This is a genomic window from Amycolatopsis sp. cg5 (genome assembly GCF_041346955.1).
Classification (GTDB): Bacteria; Actinomycetota; Actinomycetes; order Mycobacteriales; family Pseudonocardiaceae; genus Amycolatopsis.
In genome coordinates this window covers 1,486,953-1,507,121 of record NZ_CP166849.1, presented here as the reverse complement: position 1 = coordinate 1,507,121, position 20,169 = coordinate 1,486,953, and the positions used below count along the sequence as shown (strand labels likewise).

19 protein-coding genes are annotated in these 20,169 nt (G+C 68.1%); 10 read left to right on the top strand and 9 right to left on the bottom strand.

Annotation, left to right across the window (positions count from 1 at the left end; genetic code table 11):
• Positions 1-14: 14 nt before the first annotated feature.
• Together AB5J62_RS07215 and AB5J62_RS07210 are read right to left on the bottom strand one after the other, a co-directional pair.
• Complete coding sequence (locus AB5J62_RS07215; protein WP_370947334.1) at positions 15-1,082, bottom strand: hypothetical protein; 1,068 nt, start codon at positions 1,080-1,082, stop codon at positions 15-17.
• Positions 1,079-1,441 carry a hypothetical protein gene (locus AB5J62_RS07210; protein ID WP_370947333.1) on the bottom strand — a complete coding sequence of 121 codons (363 nt, stop codon included), beginning with the start codon at positions 1,439-1,441 and terminating at the stop codon, positions 1,079-1,081. Before AB5J62_RS07210 ends, AB5J62_RS07215 begins: the two co-directional genes overlap by 4 nt.
• An 87-nt stretch (positions 1,442-1,528) precedes the next feature.
• On the opposite strand from AB5J62_RS07210, the gene AB5J62_RS07205 reads away from it, so the two are divergent.
• Positions 1,529-2,332 carry an LmeA family phospholipid-binding protein gene (locus AB5J62_RS07205; protein WP_370947332.1) on the top strand — a complete coding sequence of 268 codons (804 nt, stop codon included), beginning with the start codon at positions 1,529-1,531 and terminating at the stop codon, positions 2,330-2,332.
• On the opposite strand, the gene AB5J62_RS07200 is transcribed toward AB5J62_RS07205, so the two are convergent.
• A complete protein-coding gene (locus AB5J62_RS07200; RefSeq protein WP_370947331.1) occupies positions 2,313-2,723 on the bottom strand; it encodes a hypothetical protein in 411 nt (136 codons plus the stop codon). The two genes, AB5J62_RS07205 and AB5J62_RS07200, sit on opposite strands and share 20 nt — an antisense overlap.
• A gap of 94 nt (positions 2,724-2,817) precedes the next feature.
• Positions 2,818-5,025, bottom strand: coding sequence for an RICIN domain-containing protein (locus AB5J62_RS07195; protein WP_370950201.1), 2,208 nt, complete (start codon positions 5,023-5,025; stop codon positions 2,818-2,820).
• 196 nt (positions 5,026-5,221) lie between these two features.
• Here AB5J62_RS07195 and AB5J62_RS07190 point away from each other — a divergent pair, with 196 nt between their 5' ends.
• The 4 genes from AB5J62_RS07190 to AB5J62_RS07175 all read left to right on the top strand — a co-directional run bounded on the left by AB5J62_RS07190 (position 5,222) and on the right by AB5J62_RS07175 (position 7,600).
• Positions 5,222-5,602: a hypothetical protein gene (locus AB5J62_RS07190; RefSeq protein ID WP_370947330.1), complete on the top strand. Its 381-nt coding sequence runs from the start codon at positions 5,222-5,224 to the stop codon at positions 5,600-5,602.
• Positions 5,603-5,649: 47 nt separating this feature from the next.
• Positions 5,650-5,946 (top strand): hypothetical protein, encoded by a 297-nt coding sequence (locus AB5J62_RS07185; protein ID WP_370947329.1) that lies wholly within the window; start codon positions 5,650-5,652, stop codon positions 5,944-5,946.
• 102 nt (positions 5,947-6,048) lie between these two features.
• Entirely contained in the window at positions 6,049-7,002 is a 954-nt protein-coding gene (locus AB5J62_RS07180) for a TrmB family transcriptional regulator (protein ID WP_370947328.1), read from the top strand.
• A gap of 109 nt (positions 7,003-7,111) precedes the next feature.
• Entirely contained in the window at positions 7,112-7,600 is a 489-nt protein-coding gene (locus AB5J62_RS07175; protein ID WP_370947327.1) for a hypothetical protein, read from the top strand.
• Between the two features lie 53 nt (positions 7,601-7,653).
• Here AB5J62_RS07175 and AB5J62_RS07170 read toward each other — a convergent pair whose 3' ends face one another.
• The 4 genes from AB5J62_RS07170 to AB5J62_RS07155 all read right to left on the bottom strand — a co-directional run bounded on the left by AB5J62_RS07170 (position 7,654) and on the right by AB5J62_RS07155 (position 12,843).
• Positions 7,654-9,006 (bottom strand): cellulose binding domain-containing protein, encoded by a 1,353-nt coding sequence (locus tag AB5J62_RS07170; RefSeq protein WP_370947326.1) that lies wholly within the window; start codon positions 9,004-9,006, stop codon positions 7,654-7,656.
• A gap of 2 nt (positions 9,007-9,008) precedes the next feature.
• Positions 9,009-10,658, bottom strand: coding sequence for a glycosyl hydrolase family 18 protein (locus AB5J62_RS07165; protein WP_370947325.1), 1,650 nt, complete (start codon positions 10,656-10,658; stop codon positions 9,009-9,011).
• A gap of 10 nt (positions 10,659-10,668) precedes the next feature.
• Positions 10,669-12,093 carry a cellulose binding domain-containing protein gene (locus AB5J62_RS07160; RefSeq protein ID WP_370947324.1) on the bottom strand — a complete coding sequence of 475 codons (1,425 nt, stop codon included), beginning with the start codon at positions 12,091-12,093 and terminating at the stop codon, positions 10,669-10,671.
• A 162-nt stretch (positions 12,094-12,255) separates the two neighbouring features.
• Entirely contained in the window at positions 12,256-12,843 is a 588-nt protein-coding gene (locus tag AB5J62_RS07155; RefSeq protein WP_370947323.1) for an NADPH-dependent FMN reductase, read from the bottom strand.
• Positions 12,844-12,954: 111 nt separating this feature from the next.
• Between AB5J62_RS07155 and AB5J62_RS07150 the strand changes: the two genes are divergently transcribed.
• From AB5J62_RS07150 to AB5J62_RS07140, 3 genes are read left to right on the top strand one after another with little or no spacing between them, the layout of a single operon-like run.
• The gene (locus AB5J62_RS07150) at positions 12,955-13,572 is read left to right on the top strand and encodes a (2Fe-2S)-binding protein (RefSeq protein WP_370947322.1); all 618 of its coding nucleotides are present in this window, start codon (positions 12,955-12,957) and stop codon (positions 13,570-13,572) included.
• The gene (locus AB5J62_RS07145) at positions 13,572-14,531 is read left to right on the top strand and encodes a xanthine dehydrogenase family protein subunit M (RefSeq protein WP_370947321.1); all 960 of its coding nucleotides are present in this window, start codon (positions 13,572-13,574) and stop codon (positions 14,529-14,531) included. The genes AB5J62_RS07150 and AB5J62_RS07145 overlap by 1 nt, the downstream gene beginning before the upstream one ends.
• Positions 14,528-16,702, top strand: a complete 2,175-nt coding sequence (locus AB5J62_RS07140; protein ID WP_370947320.1) for a xanthine dehydrogenase family protein molybdopterin-binding subunit — start codon at positions 14,528-14,530, stop codon at positions 16,700-16,702. The genes AB5J62_RS07145 and AB5J62_RS07140 overlap by 4 nt, the downstream gene beginning before the upstream one ends.
• Here AB5J62_RS07140 and AB5J62_RS07135 read toward each other — a convergent pair.
• Positions 16,677-17,603, bottom strand: coding sequence for a LysR family transcriptional regulator (locus tag AB5J62_RS07135; protein ID WP_370947319.1), 927 nt, complete (start codon positions 17,601-17,603; stop codon positions 16,677-16,679). The two genes, AB5J62_RS07140 and AB5J62_RS07135, sit on opposite strands and share 26 nt — an antisense overlap.
• 215 nt (positions 17,604-17,818) lie before the next feature.
• On the opposite strand from AB5J62_RS07135, the gene AB5J62_RS07130 reads away from it, so the two are divergent.
• Together AB5J62_RS07130 and AB5J62_RS07125 are read left to right on the top strand one after the other, a co-directional pair.
• Entirely contained in the window at positions 17,819-18,832 is a 1,014-nt protein-coding gene (locus AB5J62_RS07130; RefSeq protein WP_370947318.1) for a M14 family zinc carboxypeptidase, read from the top strand.
• A 94-nt stretch (positions 18,833-18,926) separates the two neighbouring features.
• Positions 18,927-20,105 (top strand): MFS transporter, encoded by a 1,179-nt coding sequence (locus tag AB5J62_RS07125; RefSeq protein WP_370947317.1) that lies wholly within the window; start codon positions 18,927-18,929, stop codon positions 20,103-20,105.
• The last annotated feature ends 64 nt before the right edge of the window (positions 20,106-20,169 follow it).

Sequence of the window (20,169 nt, the reverse complement as noted above, 5' to 3'; positions counted from 1 at the left end):
GTCTGCGGTCGTGGTCACCACGCCGCCACCTGGCCGTCGAACGTGAGCTCGTCGCCGGTGCCCCACTCGTAGGTGCCGCGCATCAGCCAGCACATGGTCTCGACGGAGAGGTCCACCGCGACGTAGGCCGCGGCGGACGCTCCCATCGACTCACAGAGCGCCGGGACACCCTTGGGCAAGCGCTCGAACCGGCGAATCCGGTGCTCGATCATCTCCCGTACGGTGACTATCACCTCCCCTCGGGACTGCGTGTATTCGCTCTCCAGCGCGAGTACGACGTTGTGGATGTCGCTGCCGGCCTCGCCCCGTTCGACGGCGCGCACGTCGTCGAGCAGGCAGACGGTTTCGGCGGTGATGTCCCGCATTTCCCGCAGCTGCTGACATTCGGCCAGGAACGCGGGGATTTCGGTGTGGTTGACGCGTTCCGCCAGGTCGAGCAGCACGTAGACGATCACCGCGACGCGCCGGAGTTCAAGCAGGCCGTGCAGGGCCGGCAAGGTGCCGCTGACCCGGTTCTGGGCCTCGGTGACGTTGGCGAACAGGTAGTCGGCCCAGTTGTGCACCGCGCGGATCCGCCAGGTCTCGGACATGCCGAGGCAGCAGTTCTCCCACAGCTCGCTCAGCGCGGACTCCATCGGCGTCGGGTCCGGGATCGGCGGCGCGTGCGGCCGTCGCCGGATGACGGTGAACAGCCTGCGGCAGACCTGCGCGACCGCGCCGGGGTCCTGGCCGAGCAGGCCGTCGAACTGGTCGTCGCAGAAGAAGAACAAGGCGACCAGGTCGGACGCGAGTTCCAGGTCCTCCGGTCCGGCTTCGGGGTAGAAGTGCGCGACGGCGTCCGCGACGCGCGAGTGCACGTATCGGGCGGCGTCGTCTTCGTCACGCACGATTCCCTTGCCCCGCAGCCAATTCAGCGTGTGCGCGCGGGCGCGGTCGAGGTGCGGGTTCTGCTTGATCGTGAACGGGATGTCGAAGCTCGTGAGGGGCGGTGGCGGCATTTCGGCCACCGAGCCCATGCGCTTGCGGCGCGCGAGCACCGCGGGCGGCCAGACCACTCGAAAACGACCAGTCACCTCGTTCACACCCTCACCATCCGCAATGTCTCCAACCAGTGATCGGCTTTCACCACGACGCCCGGCGCGAGTCCGCCGTCGCGCCCGCAGGCCACCACCACCGCGCGCATCCGGCGCAGCAGATCGTCCACATAGGACTTGGGAACGAAACCGGGGTCGTACAGCGCGGCCAGCCGCAGCGACGACGACTCCTGGCGTGTCGACACCGCGAGGTGCGCGGGAGTCTGCGCAGGTCGTCGAACTCGGGCATCCGCACCTCCCGTGACTCGCGTCTCCTGGTCGAGCGTATGGCGGATTCGCGCAGCGAAAATCCAGAGCGGATTGGCCGAAAGTGCATAGCGCGCCGACGGCCGGATGTGCGTGGTCACCCGTACGGCGCAACTCCGTCACCCCGATCGGCGGGCTGGGGTGTGACGGCACGGGGCGATGACCGGGGTGTCCGGCACACTGGAGGGGTGAGTGACGGGAACTGGTTCGACGGTCTGGTGCCCTGGAACGAGCTCGCCGGCCTCGCGGCGGTGGGCCGGTCGCTGCTGCCCCAGGTGCCGACGAGCCCGGCTTCGGCGCTGCGGATGGCGAGTGAGCGGCTGCTCGGGCGGCGGATCAGCACCAAGGTCGGTGACAACGATGTCGACCTGACCCTGACCGCGCTCGACTACCAGGCGGATTCGCTGCGGCTGGCCACCGGCAGGCTCGGTGACGTCCGGATCGTCGCCGAGGACATCACCTGGCCGGACACCCCGGTGAAGCGGCTGACGGTGATCGCGGGCGATGTCCGGTTCCGGTCGTTGCCGACGCCGGCCGTCAAGCCGGCGTCGGTCGAGATCCACATCCTGGTCGAGTCGCACGTGCTCCGCGAGCGGGTGGCCGAACTGAAGCCAGGCGTTCAGGCCGAGCCGGGCGACGACGGAGTGATCGAGGTCCGCTGGGCCAAACGGCCCGGCTGGGGGTACGCCGAGCTGGAGCCGACGGTCGGTGCAGAGGAGATCCTGCTGCGACCGCGGGCGCTGCACGTGTTCGGCCTGACGTTCCACAAGCTGACGCGGCGGTTCAAGCCGATCACGCTGCCGCTACCCGAACTGCCGCCCGGCATCCGGCTGACCGGGATCGAGACCCGCAACGGTAACCTGATGCTGCACACCGTGGCCGACCAGTGGCCGGAGCGGCTTTCGAAGATCCCGCTGCCGGAACTGGTCGGCTGGATGACCACCGCGGCTTTGACGCTGACGCTGCCGAGGCTCACGCCGAAGAGCCGCTGACGCATTCGATCGCGCTGACCAGCCCGGTGCCGGCGGTCATCGTGAGCACCGTGACGCCGATGACCCCGTGCGCCGGTGCGGGCGACGGCTGCCAGGTGGTCTGGAGAAGGCCATCTTCTTCGACCGGCGCCGACCAGCCGTCGAAGCCGAAACGCCCGGCGAGCTCCGCGAGGAACTCGTCGGGCGTGCTGTCGCTGATTTCGGTCAGGTCGAAGCCGACCCTGGTCACCTGGTCGCTCGCGGCGGTCACGAGCACTTCGTCCGCCCCGCCGAGCAGCACCGCCAGCCTGCCCGTCTCACCGCGGACGACGTCCTCGTCACGGCTCGCGATCAGGACCCAGACCTCGGCCCACGCTTTCCTCAGTTCCCGCTCGAACCCGGCTTCCGCCATTCGCTGCGGCCCCTAGCACCCTCCGGCGACCATCGCCGAACGCTTCAGGATATGGGGTCGGGGGTGGTGAGCACCACCCCCGACCCGGAACCCGCTACGGGTAGCTGACCACGTTGACCGGTCGCGTGTCCGGCGGGGTGACCGCGCCGGTGTCGTTGATGACGTGGCTGATCGTTCCCTTGTTGCCCAGTGAAACCGTGAGCAGGTCGTGGAACCGGACGCCGGACCGGTTCGGGGCCTCGTACGAGTGGTAGAGGTTCACCGACGGGTTGGAGTTGAAGAAGCAGTAACTGCCCATCCCCCACGCCTCGTGCGAGGTCACGTTGTCACCGACCTTGTAGGCCGCGTAGCCGTTGCGGCCTCCTGGGTCCTTCCACGAGGCCTGGTTCGGGACGTCGTAAGGGATTTCGTTCTGGTAGAAGTACGTCTTGCCGCCGTTGCCGTTCCAAACGGTCTGGTACTTCTGGTAGTGCTCGACGAACAACCCGTAGAACGTCACGTTGTTGCCGTTGACCACCAGCCCGGTGTCGGCCGTGTTGTCGTACCAGCCGACGGGGACCCCGTCGGCACCGTGGTCGGCCCGCCAGATCCAGCTGTGGTCGCCGATCACGTTGCTGCTGTTGATCACCAGGCTGGTCGTCGCCTTCGCCACCGTGGCGCCGCCGATGCGGAAGAACACGTCGTGCAGCGAGGTCGGGTTGGCGGAGTGATCGGCCGACGAACCGGCGGGGCCCACCTGCATCAGCGTCTGCGAGTTGGTGGTGCCCGCGTCGATGAGCACGCCGGCCACCTTCACACCGTCCACATCGGCCACCGACATCGCCATCACGCCGTTGTCCGGGATGACCGTCGCCAGGCCGAGGCCGAGCACCACGGTGTCCGGCCTGGTGATCCGGATGGTGTCGTTGACGTGGTAGACGCCCGGCGTGAACAACAGGTTCTTGCCCGACGCCAGCGCCGCGTTGATGGTCGCGGCCGACATGCCGGGCTTCGCGATGAAGAACTGGTCGATCGGCAGCGACGAACCCGGCGCGGTCCCGTTGGCCCACGTGGTGCCCGAAGCGTTCGTCTTCAGCGAGGGCACGAAGACCTTGTACGCGCCCGCGTTGTCGACGTAGAGGAACGGCTTCTCACGGATCACCGGCGCCTGGCCGACCGTGGTGTACGGCGGGCTCGGGAAGCTGTTGGCGGGCGCGCCGTTGACGCCGACGAAGACCATGTTCCAGTTCGAGCCCGCCCAGCTGCCGATCTGCGAGTTGCGCGTGATCCACTGCTGCTGCGAGCCGGAGCGCACCTGGCCGTCGATCTTGACGTCGGACATCCAGCCGCCGCTGGCCCAGCCGCCGTCGTCGAGGATCAGGTTGCCGCGCACGTGCATGCGGCGGTACGGCGCGGCCTGCGAGACGGCCCAGCGGTCCGAACCGCCGTTCGGCGTGACCGAAAGGTTTTCCGCGCCACGCCAGAAGTTCTGGGTCGCGTTCTGCGGCGGGAACCAGTCGGCTTCGACGTGCACCGCGCCGTTGATGTTCACCGCGTCCGGGGTCAGGCCGAGGCCGAGCACCTGGGTGTAGAAGCCGACGTTGACGTCGACGTTGTACGAGCCGGGCTTGAACAGCAGCGCGTACCGGTTCGTGCCGAACTGGTTGCGCTCCTGCTGGCCGAAGACGTTGTTCAGCTTGCTCTGGATGCTGGCGCTCGACATCGACGGGTCGAAGGTGAGCACGTTCGGCCCGAGGTCGGGCTGGCCGGGGTTCGGCGGCGTGGTGCCGACCGGGTCGAGCCGGAACGACTGCGCGCCGGTGCCGTTGCAGGTGTACTGCTGCAGCTGCACGCTGTCCGCGGTGGACGCGCCGGGCACGTCGAGGCACTTGCCGCTGTTGCGGTTCACGAAGTGGTACGTCCCACCGGATTCCTCGACCGCCTGCCACTGCTGGTTGTTACCGCCGCCGTAGGCCCACAGCTGGACTTTGGCGCTGTCGGCCGTCGAAACGTCGGTGACGTCCCAGCTCTGCGCGAGGTTCAGACCACTGTTCACGCGGAAGTAGCCGCCGACGGCGTCGAAGGTCCACTGCTGGGCGGCGCCGGAGTTGCAGGTGTACTGCTGCACGGCCGTCGCGTTCGCCGCGACGGCGCCGCGCGCGTCGACGCACTTGCCGCTGCCCACCCCGGTCACCGTGTACGCGCCGCCCGGCGTGATGGCCGCCTGTGCGGCGGGCGCCGAGACCAGCGTGGCGGACCCGGCCGCGATCAGTGCCGCCGACCAGAGCGCCGTTCTCCTTCGAGAGCGGGAAAAACCTTGGATGCCGAACACAAGACCTCCTCAGCGCCGTGCGTCATCGCACTCGCGAGGATGTTAGGGCCGTCACAATCGGAAGGTCAATATACAACTAAAAATAAGTCATGAAAGAGGATCATCCGGTTTACTGGCACGGCACCGCACTCCGCCGTCACCGCCGCGCCGAACCCGGCGCGGACCTTTCTGCCGCAAGGAGTCGCAGATGCGTGCCCGTCCCCTGTTCGCACTAGTGGCGTCACTACTGACCGTCGCCGCGCTCGCCACGCCCGCTTCCGCCGCGCGCGGCCGGACGCACCTCGTCAAGGTCGGCCCCGGGCTGACCTACACGCCCGAAACCGTCGACATCCGCGTCGGCGACACGGTCAAATGGGTCTTCCTCGGGCCCGAGTTCCACAGCGTGCGAGGTGGTCTGGACCCTTCGAAGCCCTGCAAGAGCGCGTGGGGCGTCGACAGCGGGCCGAGGCACAACGGCCAGACGTACTCGTACACCTTCACCGGCAACCCGACCAGGCGCATCGTCCAGTCCGACCACGACGGTCAGTGCTACCAAGGCATGATCGGCTACGTGAACGTCGGAGAGTAGCCGAAGAACACACGTTTGAGTGACGTCATGCCGGGGAATTTCCCGGCATGACCACTTGGCGAAGCCACAGAAGCAGCCGCACGACCGCCGCACGGGTGATCACCGGGATCGGCGCTCTATTCGCGGTCATCGAAGTCGTCTACATCCTGATGATCATCGCGGGCGCGAACGCGGGCAACGCGTTCTACGGGTTCATCCGCGCGCTGGCCGTCCCGCTGGCGCTGTTCTTCCCCGGCCTGTTCCCGGTGTCCAATCCTGACATCGCGGCCATCCTCGACTACGGTCTGGCAGCGGTATTCTGGCTGGCAGTCACCGGTTTCATCGCGCGCATGCTCGGCCGCTGATAGCGGTACTTTTGGTGCTTGATCAGGTCTAGACCTTCGGTGACGATGTCTACTCACAGGCTGTTCAGCCCGCTGAACAGCCCCTGATCAAGGAGAGTGGACATGACGCTGGACAGTCTCGGCGTCAATACCACCGAGCAGCGGGTCTACGAGGTGCTGCTGCGCCATCCCGATGTCACGCTGGCGCAGCTCACCGAGTTGACCCGGATGACGGCGGAGCGGCTGCGTGGCCTGGTGAACTCCCTGGCGGACAAGGGAATGCTGAGCCGGACACCCGGCAGGCCGACCAGGCTCGTGGCCGCGCCACCCGACATCGCGGTGGAGATACTGGCCTTGCGCAGGCGCGAGGAGATCGAGCGCGCGAGGCTCGCCGGAGCCGCGCTCGGCGCGCGGTTCCGTACCGAAGGCGGACCGGTGTTGCAGGTGGTACGCGGGCGAGAGGCGATCGCTCACCGGTTCCGCCAGCTTCAGCAGGTCGCGAAGCAGGAAGTGCTGATACTCGACAAGCCGCCGTACGTCGTCGAGCCCGACGAGGCGCAGGACAAGCTGCAGCGAGACGTCCAGGCGCGCGGCGTGCGCTACCGGACGATTTATGACCACAGCACCCTTGACCAGCCCGAACGCCTGGATTCGTTGCGCCGCTTGACTTCCTGCGGCGAGCAGGCGCGAGCGATGACCGGGGTGCCGACTAAGTTGGTTATTGCCGACCGACGCCTTGGTCTTGTTCCTTATGAACTTCCGAGTGACCATCAGGCGGTGCTGCTGCGGCCGTCGGCCGTGCTCACCGGCCTGGTGACACTTTTCGACCAGCTCTGGGACCGCGCCAGCCCGCTCTGGCCGGACAGCGCCACCGGCGCGCAGATCAACGCCGACGACCAGCAGCTGCTGGCGCTGCTCGCGGCCGGGCTGACCGACCAGGCGATCGCGCGCAAGCTCGGCGTCGCGCAGCGCACCGTGGAACGCCGCGTGCGCCGCGTCATGGACTCACTCGGCGCCCGTACCCGCTTCCAGGCCGGCCTGCAGGCGGCCATCCGCGGCCTGCTGGGTCCTCCCTGAGCGGGAACCCCTAGTCAATCAGGGGGTGACAGGGGCTTCCGTTGATCGTCCATCCGGCGTCACGATCGAGGACGACGTGAAACGAGGCGACGGCGGAAGGACAGGTCCCATGAAGGTCGGCGATCGCTGTGCACTGCTCCATGAACTGCGGATCGGCCATGGCCGGGACCTGCTCGTCTCGGTGCCGCCGGGGGTGCAGGGCGCGATCGAGGACGTCGCGACCAGAGAAAGCGACCTGGAGCTGGCCGAACGGGGCCTCGCGAGCGCCATCGCCGTCTACGACCAGGCCAGGGCGGCCGTTTCCGAGCAGCTTTACGACTTCCAGGCGACGCACGCGATCCCTGGGCTGGACGTCGAGCTAACGCTTAAGAAGGCCGAGAACGAGAGCACCAACGAACTGCGCAGGCACATTCTCAAGGTCGCGGGGCCGAACCACGAATGCGTGGTGAGCAAAGGGCTGCTGCGGCTGAACTTCATCCGCTCCCGCGTGCGTGACGCCGAGGCGAAGCTCGCCAAGGTCCGCGCGGCGCAGCCGATCTACCGGGTCCGCCTCGACAACGGCATGGTCATCGAGGCGGCCGCGGATCACTGGTCGTGAAAAGGTCGTGAGTGATGCCGACGGTCAGAACCGTCGGCATCACTCACGAGTACTCAGAATCCGGCTGTGGCTTTCGTGAAGTCCCAGTCGTTCTGCGCGATGCCACTGCAGTTGGACACCACACCGCCACCCGGGCAGCCACGGTCACGGTTGACCGACCAGAAGGCCAGCCTGCCGAGCCCGTTGTTCTTGGCCCAGTTCTTGATGTTCGTCCACTGCGCCAGCGTCGTCAGCTCCTGCTGGTCCGACAGCCCGTTCATGCCCGAGATGCCGACGTGGTTGTACGCCGTGGCGTCCGACCAGCCGAAGGTCGACTTCAGCTTGTCCTTCAGCCCGGTCGCCGCCGAGACGGTCGAGGCGTACATGTCCGCGCCGCCACCGAAGTCGAACGGCATGATCGTGAAGACGTCGACACCCGCGTTGAGCGCCTTCGCCTGCTCGATCAGGCGCCCGCCCCAGTAGTTCGGGCCGGTGGTCGTGGTGCCGAAGGTGAGGATCGTCTGGATGCCGGGGTTGTTCTGCTTGACGATCTTCAACGCGCCGAGGATCCGGTCCTGGATCGTGGCGTTCTCGAACTCGTCGGAGTTCTCGATGTCGATGTCGATCGCCTTCAGCCCGTAGGCGTTGATCACCTTCTGGTAGGCGCCGGCCAGCGCGGTCGCGTCGCCGCAGTTCGGGCCGAGCTTGTTGCCGCTCCAGCCGCCGAACGACGGCACGATCTGCCCGCCCGCCGCCTTGATGGCCGCGATGGTGTTCGCGTCGACGCTGCCGGTCAGTGGCCGGGAACCGTCCCACGCCGGGTTGCAGCCGCCGGAGGAGAGCACGAACGCCATGGTGAACCACTTGACGCCGGTCGCGTTCATCACCGCGGTCGCGTTGGGCGGGTCACCCCAGCCCATGTAGAGGTAGGGCGCGCCGCGCCCGCCTGGCTGCGGGTTGCTGGAGCTCGACGAGGACGACGACGTCGGCGTGGTGGGTGTGGTGGTCGGCGTGGTGCCACCGTCACAGGAACCACCGTTGATCTTGCAGCCGCCCGGCGCCGAGTACGAGCCCGAGTACTTCACGTTGAAGCCGAAGCTGGCGGTGCCGCCCGCCGCGACCGAGCCGTTCCACGTGCTCTTCACCGTGATGTGCTGGCCGGATGCGGTGTAGCTGCCGTCCCAGAGCGACGAGATGCTCTGCCCCGAAGCGAGGTCGAACTCCAGCGTCCACGCCGAGATGCCCGTCGACGAGCCATTGGTGATCGTGTACTTGCCCTCGTAGCCGGTGCCCCAGTCGGAGCCCTTGGTGAACGAGGCGGTGACCCCGTTGGCGGCACCCGCCGACGGCGCGATCACCATGCCCGCGACCAGCGCGCCGACCGCGGCGGCCAAGCCGAGCGCCGGTAGCCATTTCTTCTTGGTCATGGTCAGAGTCCGTTCTTCATGGCGGTGATCAGCTCACCGTTGGTGGTGTCACCCGTGAGCTCCCAGAAGAAGGCGCCGCCGAGACCCTGCTGTTTGAGCCAGTTCATCTTGCCGCCGATGGTCGACGGGGTGTCGTAGCTCCACCAGTTGCTGCCGCACTTGGCGTACGCGGTCCCCGCGATGGTGCCGTTGGACGGGCAGGTGTTCTTGAGAACCTTGTAGTCCTCGATACCGGCTTCATAAGTGCCAGGCGCGGCTCCGGTCGCGGTGCCACCCGGCGCGCTCTGCGTGACTCCGGTCCAGCCACGGCCGTAGAAGCCGATGCCCAGCAGCAGCTTGCTCGACGGCACACCCTTGCCCTTGAGCTTCGCGATGGCGTCCGCGCTGGTGAAGCCCGTCTGCGGGATGCCGGTGTAGGACGTCAGCGGCGAGTGCGGAGCCGTCGGGCCCTGTGCCGCCCACGCGCCGAAGAAGTCGTAGGTCATCACGTTGAACCAGTCGACGTACTGCGCGGCGCCGCCGTAGTCGGCCGCGTCGATCTTGCCGCCGCTGGTGGCGTCGGCGGTGATGGCCGAGGTGACCAGGTAGTTCTGGCCGAACTTCGCCCTCAGGGCGGCCATCAGGTTCTTGTAGGCCGCGGCGCCGCTGGTGTCACAGCTGAGACCACAGGCGTTCGGGTACTCCCAGTCGATGTCGATGCCGTCGAACACGTCGGCCCAGCGCGGGTCCTTGAGCAGGTTGTAGCAGGACTGCGCGAACGCGGCCGGGTTCTGCGAGGCCTGGCCGAAGCCGCCGGACCAGGTCCAGCCGCCGAACGACCAGATCACCTTGAGACCGGGGTGCATCTTCTTCAGCCGCCGGAGCTGGCCGAAGTTGCCGCGCAGCGCGCCGGCGTCCCAGGTGTCGGCCACGCCGTCCACGCTGGACGCGGCGTCGTAGGCCTTGTCGTAGTCGGCGAAGGTGTCGTCGGTCGCCGAGCACTGGCCGTTCTTCACGTTGCCGAACGCGTAGTTGATGTGGGTCAGCTTCGAAGCCGAGCCGCTCGTCTCGATGTTCTTGACGTGGTAGTTGCGGCCGTAGATGCCCCACTGCACGAAGTAGCCGACGTTCTTGTAGCCACCGGGGTTCGGCGGGTTCGAGGTCGTCGGGGTGGTGGGCGTGGTCGGCGTCGTCGGCGTCGTCGGGGTGGTGTTCGACGTCGGGGTCGTCGGCGTCGTCGGGGTGGTGGGCGTGGTGGTCGGCGTCGAGCCACCGTCACACGAGCCACCGTTGATCTTGCAGCCCGAAGGCGCCACGAAGGCGCCCGAATACACCCCGTTGAAGCCGAAGCTGGCCGTGCCGCCCACGGCGACCGAGCCGTTCCAGGTGCTCTTGACGGTCACGTGCTGACCGCTGACGGTGTAGCTGCCGTCCCAGAGCGAACCGACCTTTTGGCCTGCGGCGAGGTCGAATTCGACCGTCCACGAGGAGATCGGCGACGAGGAGCCGTTCGAGATCGTGTACTTGCCCTCGTACCCGGTCCCCCAGTCAGAGCCCTTGGAGAAGGTCGCGGTAACACCTCCCGCGGCGTTCGCCGGGGCGACCACGACCCCGGCGACGAGTGCGCCTGCCGCTGCCACCAAACCGAAAAGGTGCCATCGTTTTCTGGACATCTCTCTCCTTCTAACCCTGGTACTGGGCGATGATCTTGGCGAAGTCGTACGGCTGCTGGGACACGCTGCTGCACTTGCCGTCGGCCCAGCCGACGTTGCCGGTGCAGACGCGGTCACGGTTGAGCGCCCAGAACGAGAACCGGCCCAGCTTGTGCGCCTGCACGTAGCCGAGGAGGGTCCGGAAGGTGTCCTGGGTGAACAGTTCGCTGGGCTGGTCGGTGTGCCCGTTCATCAGGATCAGCCCGGTGCGGGCGTAGACCCCGTTGTCGTCGAGGTCAGGGCGCAGCGTTTTGAGCTGCCCGTGCACCAGTTCCATGACGCGCTGGACGTCGGCGGCCATGGTGGCGGCCGGGCCGCCATAGTCGAAGGCCATGATCTTGTAGAGGTCGATCACGGCGCCGTTGTCCTTGGCACGCCCGATCTCCGCCTTGCCGAGGTCGGACAGGCCGACCGTGGTGACCGGCAGGGTCAGCGAGACGTGCAGGTTCGGGTTGCGCTGCTTGAGCGTCTTGATGGCCTGGAAGCGCCGGTTCTCGGCGGCCACGTCGCCCAGGTCGTCGCCCTCGATGTCGAAGTCGACGTGCGTGAGCGCGTATTTGTCGATGACCTTCTGGTACGCGGCGGCGAGCGACGTCGCGTCCCCGCAGGCCGCGCCGAGCTCGAGGCCGTTGTAGCCGCCGAAGGAGACCGAGACGTCGCCGCCGGACTGGCGGATTTTCGTCACCTTCGCCGCGACGGCGGTGCCGGTGGCGACGGGCTGCGCGGCGTTGCCGTCCCAGACCGGGGTGCAGCCGCCGCCGTTCGGCGCGAGCACGAACGCGAGGATGTAGCTTTTCTGGCCACTCGCCGCGATGGCCGCGCCGATGTCCTGCGGGTCGTTGTCGAGCGGCATGTAGTACGGGGCGCCTGCCAGCGCGCCCTGCGGCACGGGCGGCGAGCTGCTCGTGCTTGTCGGCGTGGTCGGCGAGGTGGGTGTCGTGCTCGTGCCGGTCGGGCCGGCGCTGGTCGTCGGGCCGGGTCCGCCCGCGCACGGCTTGCCGTTCAGCAGGCAGTTCGCCGGAATCCCGGTACCGGCGCCGTTGAAGCCGAAGGTCGTTGACGCTCCGGAGCCGACCGAGCCGTTGTATTCACGGTTCGTGAACGTGTAGTGGGTGCCGCTCGTGGTGAGCAGCGCGTCCCAGTAGGTGCCGACCGAGCTGCCGGACGGGAGGTCGAATTCGAGCTTCCAGCCGCTCAACGCGCTGGTCCCGGCCGTGATCGTGTACTGGCCGGTGTAGCCGGTGTCCCATTTGGACGCTTGGCTGAACGCCGCCGATGCCTCGGTGGCCGCCCCGGCGAGCGGGGTGATCGCCAACGCGGCGGCGGGTAGTAGCAAGGCGCCGGCGGTCACTGCGACCACCCGGCGTGACGGCATGCGACGGTGCATGGAGGTCATCGGCGGCGGCTCCCGTTCAGGAGGTGTTCCGATGACGCTAACTTGGTCTGGACCAATTGAGCGCGGCGGTTTACCGCCAGTGTCGGTATTCCGCCACCGTCATGCGATCAGGGGGCCGGTGGGCATTACGAGAGGTTCATCCGCCCGTAATGCCCGTCGCCGTCACGCCTGGTAAGGAACCCTTTCCCTCGCTTGCCGTAATGCGTCACCCCACCAGCGCAATTGGTCCAGCAAGGTCTTCGCCGCGGTGTTCGCCTCGGCGGGGTCGGTCAACGTCCCGTCCTCACCGAACCGCCCCCACGGTCCGGAAAAACCGACGGTGTCGCGCACCGTGACCGCGTGCAGCTCGGCGAAGACCTGCCGCAGGTGCTCGACCGCGCGCGAGCCCGCCGCCACTCCGCCATAACTCACGAACCCGATCGGTTTGGCCTGCCATTCGGTGAAATGCCAGTCGATGGCGCATTTGAGCGACGCGGGATAGCTGTGGTTGTACTCCGGGGTGACCACGACGAACGCGTCCGCGCCCGCCAGGCGCGGGGTGAATTCGCTCAGCGAAGCAACCACCTCGGGCGACGGTTCGTCGGTGAGCACGGCCGGGAGGTCGTAGTCGGCGAGATCGACGAGATCCACGTCGAAGCCTTCGTGCTCCGCCGCCTGCGCGGCGAACCACTTCGCCACGGACGGGCCGATCCTGCCCTTGCGGACGCTGCCGATGATGACCGCCAGCCGCAGCCGGTTTCCTGTTGTCATGGCGCCGACCGTAAAACCTCCACATTACTTGAGGTCAAATCCCGAGTATCGGGACATTGACGCGTCAGCCCGCTGCTGCTTCGCTGAATCCCGGCGAAAGGGTGGGATCCGATGTCTCGCGAAGAAGCCGGAAATCATGTGAGCAGGCGCCGTTTCTTCACTTCGGCGGCGGCCGCGTCCGCGGGACTGGCGTTGACGCCGTCCTTGGCGGAAGCCGTGCCGGGCCAGGAAACCGCGCAGGCGACTGGTGATCCGGCCGAGGTCGAAGTCACGATCACCGTGAACGGCGCGGCGCGCACGCTGCGCGTCGATCCCAGGGTGACGCTGCTCGACGCGGTGCGCGAACGGCTGAATCTGACCGGCACCAAGAAAGGCTGTGACCGCGGCCAGTGCGGCGCGTGCACGGTGCATGTCGACGGCAGGCGCGTGCTATCCTGCCTGACGCTCGCCGCCGCGGTCGACGGCAAGAAGGTCACCACCGTCGAAGGGCTGGAGCGCGACGGCGAACTGCATCCGGTGCAGGAGGCGTTCATCGAATGCGACGGTTTCCAGTGCGGTTTCTGCACGTCGGGGCAGATCATGTCGGCCGTCGCGCTGCTACGGGAAGGCCGCGCCCGCACCGATGACGAGGTCCGCGAGGCGATGTCCGGCAACATCTGCCGATGCGGCGCGTACACGAACATCGTCGACGCCGTGCAGCACGCCCGCGCGTGCGGAAGGGCGATCTGATGCACGCCTACGACTTCGCGACCGCTCGTGACATCCGGCAGGCGACGTCGTCGACCGGTGCGTTCCTCGCCGGTGGCACGACACTGGTCGATCTGATGAAACTCGGCGTACTGCGGCCCGACCACGTGGTGGACATCAACTCCTTGCCACTGCGCGGAATCCGGACCGGCCGCGACGGCGTGCGCATCGGCGCGCTGGAGCGGATGAGCGACCTGGCCGCCGATCGGACCATCGCTGGCCATTATCCGGTCTTCGCGCAGGCGCTCGCTGTAAGCGCTTCCCCGCAGATCAGGAACATGGCGAGTATCGGCGGAAACCTGTTGCAGCGCACGCGATGCGGTTACTTCCGGGACGTCACGACGCCGTGCAACAAACGACAGCCCGGCAGCGGCTGCCCGGCGCGGACCGGGGACAACCGCGAGCACGCGATCCTCGGCACGAGCACGTCCTGCGTCGCCACCCACGCGAGCGACGCGGCGGTCGCGTTGATGGCGCTCGACGCGTCCGTCCGGCTGATCGGCCGCGAGGGCGAACGGACTGTCCGGCTCGCCGAGTTCTACCGGCTGCCCGGCGCCACCCCGGACGTCGAAAACCAGCTCAAGCCGTCCGAACTGATCGCCGAACTCATCCTGCCCAGGCTGGACTGGGCGCGGACCTCGACCTATGTCAAGGTCCGCGACAGGCAGTCGTACGAGTTCGCGTTGTGCTCGGCCGCCGTGGCGCTCGACGTACGCGGTCACCGCATCCGCGACGCCCGCGTCGCGGTGGGCGGCGTCGGCACGATGCCTTGGCGGCTACCGAACGTCGAGGCCGGCTTGAAAGGCAAGCCACCCACGCTGGAGGTCTTCGAAGCGGCCGCACAGTCCGCCGTGGACGGTGCTGAGCCACTGGCGCACAACGGTTTCAAGCTCACTCTGCTGAAGAGCACGATCGTACGGGCATTGGCGGGTCTGCGATGAGCTCACCACTGGGCAAAGAGATCGACCGCTTCGAGGCCAGGCTCAAGGTCACCGGGCGCGCGATGTACGCGGCCGACAACAACGTCGCCGGGCTCGCTTACGGCTACCTCGTGACCAGCACGATCGGACTGGGCACGGTCACCACGATGGACACCGCGGCCGCCGCGAGCGCGCCGGGCGTGCTCGCGGTCTACACCCCGTTCAACCCGCTGAAGCTGTTCGCGTACGGCGGCGACCAGAACGACGAGTCCACGCCTCCGCTGCAGGACGTGGACGTGCGCTACCACGGCCAGGTCATCGGCCTGGTCGTCGCGGAGACCTTCGAGCAGGCGCGCGACGCGGCCTCGCTTGTGACCGTGGGTTACGACGCCAAGCCGCCTGCCGCGTCGTTCCCCGCGGCGCTGCCGAACGCGGCCCCGATCAAGAACTCGCCGACGGCGGGCGTGCTCGCGCCGGGCGTCGCCTCGATCGCCGACGCGATCGCGGCCAGCCCCGTCACGGTCACCGCGACGTACACGACCGCGGCGCAGAACCACAATCCGATGGAGCCGCACGCCACGGTCGCGGTGTGGACCGGCGACCACCTCACCCTGTACACGGCCACCCAGGGCACGCCGCTCGTGGTCAGCCGGATGTCGAAGACGCTCGGCATGGACGCGGCGAAGATCCACGTGCTCAACCCGTTCCAGGGCGGCGCGTTCGGCTGCAAATGGGGGAACTGGGCGCACACCCCGCTGACCGCGGCGGCCGCCCGCGCGCTCGGACGGCCGGTCAAGACCGTGCTGACGCGGGAGCAGCTGTTCACCGTCGTCGGGCATCGCGCGTTTTCCAGCCAGGTCGTCACGCTCGGCGCCACGACCGACGGCACGGTGAACGCGCTCAAACACGATGGCGTTTCGAGCCGCTCCGCCTCCGCCAGCTTCCAGGAGAACGCGGGGAACATCTCGCTCAACACCTACGCGTCGCCGAACATCGAAATCAACCGCAAGACGGTCACCTTGGACAGCCCGGCGACCACGATCATGCGCGCGCCGTCCGACGCGACCGGGTCGTTCGCGCTGGAATCCGCGCTGGACGAACTCGCGCTCAAACTCGGCATGGACCCACTCACGGTGCGCCAAAAGAACAACGCGACCGTGGCGCCGACGAGCAAGAAATCGTTTTCCAGCAAGCATCTCGACGAGTGCTACCGGATCGGCGCCGAGACGTTCGGCTGGTCGCGGCGCAATCCCGTGCCCGGCTCGGTCGTCGACGGCGACTGGCTGGTCGGCATGGGCATGGGCACCGCGTTCTTCTCCGCGGGGCGCGGGGCCGCGTCGATCAAGATCCGGCTGCGCGCCGACGGGACGGCCGTGGTCTCGGGCACCGGCTCGGACTCCGGGACCGGGCAGGCGACGGTCTACTGCATCGTCGGCGCGGACAGCCTGGGCATCCCGGTGAAGCGGGTAGTGGCCGACTTCGGGGACTCGGCCGCGCCGGTCAACGCGAACGCGGGCGGTTCGGCGTCCACCGCGAGCAACGGGACGGCCGTGCAGGTGACCGCGGACGCGGTCAAGGCGGAGCTGCTCAAGGTGGCGAACGAGCATCCGCCGTTCCAGGGCAAGAACCCGGTCTACGAGCGCGGGTTCGTCAAGGCCGACGGCGTTTCGATGTCCTTCGGCAGCCTGCTGACCTCGCTGAACATGGCCGAGGTCGAAGCGACGGCGACGTCACCGAAGAACCCGGACACGACACACCAGTTCATGTCGTTCGGAGCGCATTTCGTCGAGGTGCGGGTGCATCGGCGCACCAGGGAGCCGAGGGTCTCGCGGGTGGTCTCGGTGCTGGACGCGGGGCGGATCGTGAACGCCAAGGCGGCGCGCAACCAGATCATGGGCGGGGTGATCATGGGCATCGGCGCCGCGCTGCTCGAGGACATGCGGCTGGAGCCGACCGGCCGGATCGCCAACGCCAACCTGGCCGGTTACCTGGTGCCGGTCAACGCCGACATTCCCGAGCTCGACGTGCGGTTCCTCGACATCCCCGATCCCCTGATCTCGCCGCTCGGCGCGCGCGGGATCGGTGAGCTGGGCATCGTCGGGGTCGCGGGCGCGGTGGCCAACGCGGTGTTCAACGCCACCGGCAAGCGCGTCCGCGACCTGCCGATCACGTGTGAGCGGCTGCAGGACTGACGCCCGGCTCGGCCTTCGCCGCGTCGGCGACGTACTTGACCAGGCCGAGCAGCGCGCGCACGGCGGGAGCGGGCCGTAAACCGGCCAGCGTCGCGACGGACAGTGTCCAGGTCAACGTGGTGCCGGCGAGCGGGACCACGGCGACGTCCGGGTCGTCGGGGCCGATGCTGGGCAGGAGCGCGACGCCCAGGCCCGCCTTGACGTAGGCGGGGACGGCGGCGCGGTCCGGCACCTCGATGGCGACGCGGCGCGGTGACCCGGCGGTGTGGAAGGCTCGGTCGACCGTCACCCGGTTGCCGAAGCCCTGCGGCAGGTCGATGAACTTCTCGGCGGCCAGTTCGGCGAGGGTGACGCCCTCGCGCGCGGCGAACCGGTGCCCCGGCGGCAGGTGCACGGAGTACGGCGCGGTGAGCAGCGGCCGCGCTTCGAGCCCGTCCAGGTCGTCCAGCGGCAACGCGAGCAGCGCGACGTCCAGCCTGCCGTGCCGCAGGTCGTCGGCGAGACCGGTCGAACCGGTCGGGCTGGCCGCGAGGTGCACGTCGACCAGCGGATAGCGCTCGTGGAACGCGCCGAAGAGGTCCGGCAGGTCGACCAGGCCGACGCTGGTCATGGTGCCGACGCGGAGCCTGCCGCGCAGGCCGGTGGAAGCCTCCTGGACGACGTTGCGAGCGCGTTCCAGCGCGGCGAGCGCGGCCTTGGCCTCGGGCAGCAGCGCGCTGCCCGCGGGCGAAAGCGCGACCCGCCTGGTCGAGCGGTCGAACAAAGTGGCCTTGAGATCGGTTTCGAGTGCTCGGATGGCCATCGACACCGTGGACTGCACGGTGAACAATCTCCTTGCGGCGCGGGTGAAACTGAGCTCTTCCGCGACCGTGACGAAGTATTCGAGCTGGCGGGCGTCCACGGCGACTCCGTTCGTCTAAGTCATGAACTAAGGTACAAACTAACCGGCCGTGACGCCACCCCGTGTCCATCAGTCGTATCATCCGACGAACCACGCGAATCCATTGTGGACACTCAAAGCCGAGCACGCGTCACCGTCCGTGAGCCGCGGTGACGGAAACGCGCACCGCCGAATGCACCTTGTGACGAACCGGGCCGGTCGGCAAACTGCGCACTATGATCCGAAAGCGGCAATTCGTCACCGTACTGTCCGCGGCCGCGCTCGCGCTGACGCTCGGCACCGTGCCCGCGCGGGCCACGCCGGACGGCCACCGCCTCGACCCGCGGCCCAGCACCGCGAAACTGGCCCGTGAGCTGCAGGCTTTGGAGTGGCTGAGCCTCGGCGAGGTCGACGTCACCAAGCTCGGCAAGTCCAACCAGGGCCGTCCGGTCTGGGGCGCGCGCGTCGGCCACGGGAAGGTGCGCGTCCAGTACGTGACGCAGCAGCACGGTGACGAGCCGCTCGGCACGCCAGCCGCGCTGGAATTCCTGCGGAAGGTGGGTGTCGGCCACAGCCCGTGGCAGCGCTGGCTGCGGTCCAAGGTGACCGTCGACATCGTGGTGCGCGCGAACCCGGACGGCCACGAGCACGACTGGCGCTACAACTACGACCCCGAGGCGTTCCCGGAGTACGGCGAGCACGGCAAGGGCTACGACCTCAACCGCTATCACAACCCCAGCGTCCCGCCGGAACTCAATCCGGCCACCGAATCCGGGCTGGTGCAGCGGCGCTACGCGGCGTTCAAGCCCGAGATCATGGTCGATTACCACATGCAGGGCCGGTATCGGGACGCTGACGGCAAGGAGATCACCGCCTCCGTGCTGTGGCCGACGAACGCGGGCGTGAAGAAGGCCGACGTCGACTTCGCGAAGCAGATCGCCGTGGTCGCGCAGCAGTCGATCAACGGGCGCGGCGGGAACGTCTCGCAGTATCCCGGCGGGGATTACGAGGGAATCGCGCGCAACGCTTATGGACTGCGCGGCAGCGGAAGTGTGCTGATCGAGCTGAGCGCCATGGACTCGCGGGAGCAGGCGCAGATCCAGGACGCGCTCGCGTCGATGCTGGCGATCGCGCAGAAGGCGGCCGACGGCTCGCTGCGCGCGGTCGACCCGGCGAAGGGTGACGCCATTCCGCCGCGTGGACCGGAAATCCCGGCCGCGGCCCGGCTCGCCGAGCCCGCACTGGACTAAGGACTCGTGAGTGGTATGGCCGGTTAGAACCGGCCGTACCACTCACGACGTTAATCGCGGGCGCGGGCGCGAACGGGCCGCTAGGGTCGGCCGAATGCTGGGGAACGGCCCGTTCAGGGCGCTGCTGGGTGCGCGGACGATCTCGTTCCTCGGGGACTCGCTCAGCCTGGTCGCGCTGATGCTGCACGTCGCCGCCACGACCGGCGAGGCGCTGGCCGTGGCCTTGCTGCTGCTGGTCGGGGACTTCGCGCCCGCGTTGCTCAGCCCGCTCACCGGGACGATCAGCGACCGCTTCGATCTCAAACGGGTGATGATCGCGTGCGATCTGGCGCAGGGCGCGCTGGTCGCGGTGATCGCGTTCGCGTTGCCGTCGTTGCCCTTGCTGCTCGTGCTGGTCGGCCTGCGGGCGGTGGCCGGGCAGATCTTCCAGCCCGCGTCGCGGGCGGCGATGCCCGCGCTCGTCGACGACAAGGACCTGGAGCGGGCGAACTCACGGCTCGGGTTCGGGACGAACGGCGCCGAAGCGCTCGGTCCGCTCGGCGCGGGACTTCTCTTTCCCCTGCTCGGAATTCGCGGGGTGCTGCTCGTCGATGCTGTGACCTTCCTGGTCTCAGCCGCCCTGCTCGCCCTGTTGCCGCGCATGGAAGCCCGCGAGACCCAGGAGACGTTCCTCGGTGACGCGAAGGCGGGCTTGCGGTATCTCGCGAAGGCGCCCGCGATCAGGGCGATCGTGGTCGGTTTCTGTGCGGTGGTCGCGTTCAACGGGGTCGACGACGTCGCGCTGGTGTTCCTCGCCAAGGATCTGGGCGGCGGGCAGACGGCGGCCGGGTTGTTGCTCGCCGGGGTGGGCATCGGGCTGCTGGCGGGCTACGCGCTGCTGAGCAAGGTTTCGCCGAAGCTTCAGATGGTCGTCTGGCTGATCATGGGACTGGCCGTGAGCAGTGTCGGCAATCTGCTCAGCGGGCTCGCGTGGGCGGTGGGCGCCGCGTTCGTGCTGCAGACCGTGCGGGGATTCGGGATCGCCGCGATGGATGTCGGCGCGAACACTCTGATCCAGCGCAAAGTGCCCGGCGAACTGCTGGGCCGGGTGTTCGGGAACTTCCACGGCGCCATCGGGGCGGCGGCCGCGTTCTCCTATCTCGCGGGCGGGCTGCTGCTGGATCTGACCAGCGCCAGTGCCACGCTCATCATCGCCGGCGCGGGCGGGCTGGTGGCGACCGCACTCACCGCCTGGACGCTGACGAGACATTCATCAGACGTATTATCCCAGTGAGCGAAGCAATGCGTTGACATAGCAGAAATCGCGGACTAAACCTCGGATGTCTGAACCCGAGGAG